The organism is Ignicoccus sp. (assembly GCF_056435145.1).
Map to the genome: position 1 here is coordinate 100,875 of NZ_JBWNMZ010000017.1, position 6,084 is coordinate 106,958.

Here is a 6,084-nt window from a genome sequence, read left to right on the forward strand (position 1 = left end):
TTGGGAATGCGCTCACTTCATAGGTTTAATGTGGATTAAACACTTCTTCTGGTTCACTGAGTCGTCCACCTTCACTTGCCACTTCTCCCCGGTGATCTCCTCTAATATCCCCTTGATTAAGCCGGCCTCAAAGCGGCACTTCTTCAACCCTTCTGCGGTGTGCCTTAAGGACGGGGGATTATTTATTATTACGTCGAAGTGGCCCTCGTGCTTGACCAGCTCCACCTTTCCGAAGCCGCTCTTACACAAGTACTCGTCTATGGACTCTATAATGTCTTCAACTTTGTTGCCGCGCATTTGGTGTTTGACCAGCTCCGCCAAGCTGTGGCCTATGCTCCTCCCTATCTCTGACAGCTGTACGTTCGCTGCCTCTCCCACGATCTTGTACAGTCTAGAACCTATTTTGGATATGGTCGTCGCTGGTAGGATCAGGTAGTCGACCTCGTCGCCTTCTATCCTTAATCTCCCGTCTTCATCTACGTATATGGAATACGTCTCGGGACCCACTGCTCCCGACCGGTTCGATAAAAAGGTTATGGGCGAAATAAATCACACAGTAAGACCCATAAATGTTCGCTGACGAATGATGAGCGCGTTTTGGAGGTTGTGAATCGTGACGTCGAAACATTTTAACGACCTTAAGACGCCCCAAATAAATCAGCGCGCCGGCCCGAGACCCTACACGGTCGCCTAAGGCTTGTCCGAGGAACGCGTACCCGTGGAAACGCTCGCGGCAAGGGCCCTCGCGAGGGCTTCCAAGGGTTACAGCCTGAAAGGTTACTTGGAGAGGGCCTACCGCAAGCACCGCTTGCCAGACTCCGTGAGGCCCGTGCTCGTCGGGCTAGTTTCCGACGTGGCCAGGAGATGGATGCTCTTGTCGAAGGCCTTGGGGTTAGAGTACGAGAGGCCGAGGGCCTCGTTTAACTACTGGTTCAAAATGGTTGTCGCCTATCAAGCTCTCTTCCGGAAGGTGAAGCCGGACAAGCTGGCGTGGGCATTAAAGACGTTCCCAAGGGAGACTTACGAGGAACTCCTCAGGGCGGAGCCGGAGGACTACTTGGCGGATCTCGACGGGGAGGAGAGGGAAAGGGTTTACCGCAGCGTGGCTAGGTGGGCGTGGGAAGAGCTGAAGAAGTTCACCGACCCGAAGGCTTTCGTGGACTCTCTGGACTCCCGGGAGGGCTTCTGGGTTAGGGTTAGGGACCCGAGCGTGAAGTCCGAGTTGAAACGTTTCTACGAAGTAGAAGAGGGGCCCTTCTACGATTCTCTTTACCTAAAGGGACCTAAAAGGTTCCTCCTCCGGAGGGGCTTACACCCGAGGAAGGTAGTAATAATGGAATTAGCCTCCATGAGTGTTGCGCACTTAGTCAAGGGCGTTAGGGTGCTGGACTTGACGGCGGCGCCGGGAGGGAAGTCCTTACACATGAGAGACAAGGGATTAATGGTGATTTCCAACGACATCGACCCTAAGAGGTTCGCGTTCGACGTGGAGAAGGTTGTTTCCGACGCCCGCCTCCCGGCGTTCCGGAAGGCCTTCGACACGGTGGTGCTCGACCCGGACTGCACCGGAATAGGACGCCTCGGCTCTCCCGAGACCAGGATACTGCTACCGTTCGTAGACAAGAACAAAATGAGTTCCTACCAAAGAGAGCTCATCAAAGGCATGCTATCATCGGCCAAGAGGGGGACTAGGCTGATCTACACAACTTGTACGATAACGTACGAAGAGAACGAGGCACACTCAGAATTGTTCGAGAAGGTGGCCGAGCCGGTGGAGGTCGAGGTGGGAGCGCCTAAGGGGAAGAGGGGGTGGAGGTGGTTCTTACCGCAAGTCCACAAAACCATAGGCTTTACTTTAGGAGTTTTCGAAACGAGGTAGTTCAGCTCCCGTGCATCCAACATGCCACCTTCCTCCCGCCCTTTAAGAAGTAGCCCGGCTCCTCGTACTTGCACAAGCTTTCCAACTCCCTGTGCGCCTCCAGCGCGACGCAGCGGGGCCAAAACCTGCAGCCCCTCTCGGGGGGCCGGCTCAGTTCGCCCTTTATTGGGACCTTCAACTCCTTCTCCTTATTTGCCGGGTCGGGCTCCAGCACTGCTGCGAGTAAGGCTTTGGTGTAGGGGTGCAAGGGGTCCTCTATCACTTCTCGCGTGGGCCCTTCCTCCACGATCCTCCCCAAGTACATTATACCTATTCTGTCGCACAAATGGGGGACGGTCGATAAGTCATGCGTTATCACTATCATGCTAGTCCCTTCGCTCTCGTGGAGCTGCCTCATCAAGTTTATTATTTCAGCTCTTATGGAGACGTCTAACATAGAGACGGGTTCGTCTGCTACTATCACCTTCGGCTTTACACTAAGCGCCCTCGCAATAACGACCCTCTGCCTCTGTCCCCCGGACAGCTGGTGGGGGTAACGTTCTGCTACCTCTTCCGGAAGTTTGACCTTTTTCAGCACATCTACTACTTTCTCCCTCGCTTCTCTCTCGTCTTTCACTAACTTGTGTATGATTAAGGGTTCGGCGACCACTTCCCACACCTTCATTCGTGGGTCTATGCTGGAGTAGGGGTCTTGCCACACCATCTGGATTTCCCTCTTGACGATCCTCTTTCCTTTGGGGCTCAAGTGTTTATACGATACTGTGTTACCCTTGACCTTATCTCCAATCATTTTTAACGCGGAGGCCGTCTCGTCTCCAACTCTAATCAAAACGTCCCCCTCCGTCGGTTCCTCAAGCCCGATCACCACCCTAGCGAAGGTGCTTTTCCCACAGCCGCTCTCGCCCACAATACAATAAACTTCGTCCTTCAAGACGAGGTCCACTCCGTCCACTGCCTTAACGATTCTTTTTGGCGAGAAGAAGCTTCCGACTAGATAGTACTTCTTCAGGTTTATGGTCTTCAAAGCAACGTCCGGGGGAAGCGGGTCGAATGGCAAGGAACGTTTACCTCTGTCCCCCTCGCACGAGAGGGCCCTAAATTCTGCCCAGGCCCGCGCTTCCGGCAGCTTTTATTGACATCAACGAGCCCAATGGATCTGAACTCTCCATCAAGCTGGTCCCCACCAGCGCGCCCCGGTAACCTCGGAGGGCCAGCTCGTAGGCGTCCCTCGCCCCCTTCACCCCGGACTCGGCCAAGGGAAAGGCCCTCTCCGCGATAAACCTTGTCGCGCTAAATATCCTCCTTACGTCTGTTTTTAACGTCTTGAAGTCCCTTGAATTGACGCCCAAGATATCTACCCACGTCTCTTCGGAGATGCTCGCGTCTTCGGGCTTGCTTACCTCGACTAGGGTTTGAAGTCCCATATATTTTGCCTTGAGGGCCATGTACTTTAAGTCGTCCTCGCCCAAGACGTCCAACATGAGCAACACGGCGTCTGCCCCGAAGGCGAAAGCGACCTCTATTTGAAACGGATCGACGACGAAGTCCTTAAACAGTACAGGCTTGTCAGTCATAATTGCTGCCATCGCCAAGTTGAAATAAGAACCTTTGAAGAAGTGCGGCTCCGTGAGCACTGATAGGGCGTCGGCTCCCCTGACTCTTTCTAAGTATTCCGTTAGCCCCCACTTCGCCTTTACGCCGCTGGGCGAGGAGGGCTTGAACTCCGCTATGACCGCGAACGCGCCCCTCTCCAAGCTTCCCCTGAAGTCCCTAAGCGGCCTCGACCTCTTAGGCAGCGCCAACCCCTTACGCTCCTGTTCCACTCTCTTAACGGTGACCTCAATTATCTTCTCCAACAAGCGGAGCCCCAGAGGTGTGGGGAGTGGGGGAAGATAAGGGGAGGAAGGATTTCGCGTGGAAGGCACTCTTCTGGGCCGCGCTCTTCGTAGCCTTCCCGCTGGCCGGGAAGCTGTTGGACGCCCATTGCCCCTTTCGGCTCCCTTGGGGCGAGGTCATAGGCGTCCCCTTATTGTTAGTTTTGCTAGTCCTCTCCTCCGCGGCCGGTAGGGCGCTGAGGAGTAGAGGCCACAGCGACGAGAGGCCCTTCCTCACCCCTCCCGACGTCTTGGTCAAAGACGGCGTGTTCTCATGTATGAGACACCCCAACCAGTTCGCCATGAGCCTTGTCCCACTCTCCGCGTCTCTAATTTTAAACTCCCCGTGCGGCCTATTGCTCTCCGGCTGGGCGGCGGCGCTGGGCTTAGCTTTCATACTGAGGGTAGAGGAGCCCTTGGTGCACAAGACCTTCTGTCCGGAATATTGCGATTACGCCTCTTCGGTCCCCGCGATAAGCCTCAACCCCAAGTGCCTCAAGGAAGCAATCGAGGAGCTTAGAAGCTCTCACCGGCCACGTAAAGTATAAGCGTGTGGAACATGTGCTCGTCCTCGATTCTAAGGACCTTCTTGGGCCTCCACTTAGCCATAGGATACTCGTGGCTCACCACCCTAGCCCCCGGTTTGAGCTCTTTCTCCAACTTCCTCCTGAGAATTTCCATCAAATCGGGGAGCAAGAACATAGTTACGACGGTTGCCTCAGCAACGGACACATCCAACACGTCTCCTCGAATTATTTCCACTCTCCCCTCCAGCCTCCTTTTTGAGACCTCCTCCCTCGCTATCTGAACCAAGTCGTTCCTTATTTCTATACCTACGGCCTTCTTGGCCCCGAACTCCTCGACCGCAAGGATGGGTATTCTGCCGTCTCCCGAGCCCAAGTCATAGACTACGTCGTCCGGGCCCACCTCGGCTAACTCTAGCATCTTTCGCGCTACGTGCATCGGGGTAGGGACGTAGGGAACGGAGAAGTTCAGCTCGGGGAACGGTACCTCCCAGTATATCAAGGTTCCCGCGAATCCGTCCGAGAGTTCCTTGAAGAGTTTTCGGCCTCTGAGCGAAAGCTTATTAACTTATGATAGGCGCTACGCTCGGAAGCCGCCGTAGCTCAGCGGGAGAGCGCCCGGCTGAAGACCGGGTCGTCCGGGGTTCGAATCCCCGCGGCGGCACATGAGGCCCGGCTCCGGGGCCGTCGTCTAGCCCGGAAGGACGCCGCCCTGACACGGCGGTAGTCCGGGGTTCAAATCCCCGCGGCCCCACCACTCAATCCAACCCACGCGGCTCCCGGGGCTCAAGGTCTCCACATCCTGTAGCTTAGCAGAACGTCGCATCTCCGTTCTTTAGCCGCTCTTACCGGTAATCGTCCATTAGCTAGCTAATATTTTATAACGATTTATGTTAACGTGACATTTCTTGAATTTTTCTGGAGAGCGCGTTCAATATACTTGATTAAGTATTTCATTATTGGAGAGCCCGGAAGCTTTATTTCTAAATTTTATCCCAGAGTTCTACCGTCACTAAGGTTCGTTTAAACCAAAAATTGTTATTCTATTTCGATATTCTACACCTCAACGTCTTTCTATCCTCTCTTGAGACTCTACCTGAACAGGCAATTGAAAAGCGACGATATAGAGTGGTTGGTCCTTTCTATCCTCTTTTGAGACTCCACAAATTGCCAAGATTTTGTCTTAGCAGCTGGCGGATTGCTACACCTTTCTATCCTCTTTTGAGACTCCACCTAGCACCGGACGGCTGTGTGACGGTGATAATACCATCGTCTTTCTATCCTCTTTTGAGACTCCACCCGAAGGGAATTGAACGCACCTATTCCTAGTATATAGTATATACTTTCTATCCTCTCTTGAGACTCCACATAAGAAAGCTAATAATATCAGCAGAAAATGGTATTGTCACCTTTCTATCCTCTCTTGAGACTCCACGGAAGGGGAGATAGAATTCAACAAAATAAAAGCTGAAATACTCTTTCTATCCTCTCTTGAGACTCCACTCCTGAGGAAATTTCCAGGCTAGCTGTGCCTTCTAGCTGGATCTTTCTATCCTCTCTTGAGACTCCACCAGGAAGCACATCATCAGGTTGGTGAAGTTAGATATTGACGACTTTCTATCCTCTCTTGAGACTCAACTTGATGCCATAGTTAGCAAGGTGAGGGTGACGAAGTGGCGGCTTTCTATCCTCTCTTGAGACTCCACCGAGCGCTTCCGTATAAAGCTCCAAGTTCCTTCCCTTAAAAGGCTTTCGTTCTACCGCTTCCTTACAATTCCCAGCTATTTTTCTCTCCATTTAAGAAATT

Annotated in this window: 6 protein-coding genes, 2 tRNA genes and 1 CRISPR repeat array; of the genes, 4 read left to right on the forward strand and 4 right to left on the reverse strand. The window is 53.2% G+C overall.

Annotated features, from left to right (window positions below; genetic code table 11):
- Window positions 1-12 precede the first annotated feature (12 nt).
- Window positions 13-507 (reverse strand): hypothetical protein, encoded by a 495-nt coding sequence (locus AC1HCZ_RS06280; RefSeq protein ID WP_479462681.1) that lies wholly within the window; start codon window positions 505-507, stop codon window positions 13-15.
- A 211-nt stretch (window positions 508-718) separates the two neighbouring features.
- Here AC1HCZ_RS06280 and AC1HCZ_RS06285 point away from each other — a divergent pair, with 211 nt between their 5' ends.
- Window positions 719-1,879, forward strand: coding sequence for an RsmB/NOP family class I SAM-dependent RNA methyltransferase (locus AC1HCZ_RS06285; RefSeq protein WP_479462682.1), 1,161 nt, complete (start codon window positions 719-721; stop codon window positions 1,877-1,879).
- A 1-nt stretch (window position 1,880) separates the two neighbouring features.
- Here AC1HCZ_RS06285 and AC1HCZ_RS06290 read toward each other — a convergent pair whose 3' ends face one another.
- Window positions 1,881-2,936 (reverse strand): oligopeptide/dipeptide ABC transporter ATP-binding protein, encoded by a 1,056-nt coding sequence (locus tag AC1HCZ_RS06290; protein ID WP_479462683.1) that lies wholly within the window; start codon window positions 2,934-2,936, stop codon window positions 1,881-1,883.
- 37 nt (window positions 2,937-2,973) lie between these two features.
- Window positions 2,974-3,738, reverse strand: a complete 765-nt coding sequence (locus AC1HCZ_RS06295) for an indole-3-glycerol phosphate synthase TrpC (protein WP_479462684.1) — start codon at window positions 3,736-3,738, stop codon at window positions 2,974-2,976.
- A 14-nt stretch (window positions 3,739-3,752) separates the two neighbouring features.
- On the opposite strand from AC1HCZ_RS06295, the gene AC1HCZ_RS06300 reads away from it, so the two are divergent.
- Window positions 3,753-4,301, forward strand: a complete 549-nt coding sequence (locus AC1HCZ_RS06300; protein WP_479462685.1) for a methyltransferase family protein — start codon at window positions 3,753-3,755, stop codon at window positions 4,299-4,301.
- On the opposite strand, the gene AC1HCZ_RS06305 is transcribed toward AC1HCZ_RS06300, so the two are convergent.
- A complete protein-coding gene (locus tag AC1HCZ_RS06305; protein WP_479462693.1) occupies window positions 4,270-4,716 on the reverse strand; it encodes an SAM-dependent methyltransferase in 447 nt (148 codons plus the stop codon). The genes AC1HCZ_RS06300 and AC1HCZ_RS06305 overlap by 32 nt on opposite strands.
- A gap of 153 nt (window positions 4,717-4,869) precedes the next feature.
- Here AC1HCZ_RS06305 and AC1HCZ_RS06310 point away from each other — a divergent pair.
- Both AC1HCZ_RS06310 and AC1HCZ_RS06315 read left to right on the forward strand, forming a co-directional pair.
- Window positions 4,870-4,941, forward strand: a tRNA-Phe gene (locus tag AC1HCZ_RS06310).
- 16 nt (window positions 4,942-4,957) lie between these two features.
- Window positions 4,958-5,034 (forward strand) — tRNA-Val (locus tag AC1HCZ_RS06315).
- Between the two features lie 313 nt (window positions 5,035-5,347).
- Window positions 5,348-5,980: direct repeats of the CRISPR family, unit length 23 nt; unit sequence CTTTCTATCCTCTCTTGAGACTC.
- The last annotated feature ends 104 nt before the right edge of the window (window positions 5,981-6,084 follow it).

Coding starts and splice junctions, on each gene's coding strand:
- AC1HCZ_RS06305 (WP_479462693.1), bottom strand. CDS start 4,716: ATGCACGTAGCGCGAAAGATGCTAGAGTTAGCCGAGGTGGGCCCGGAC.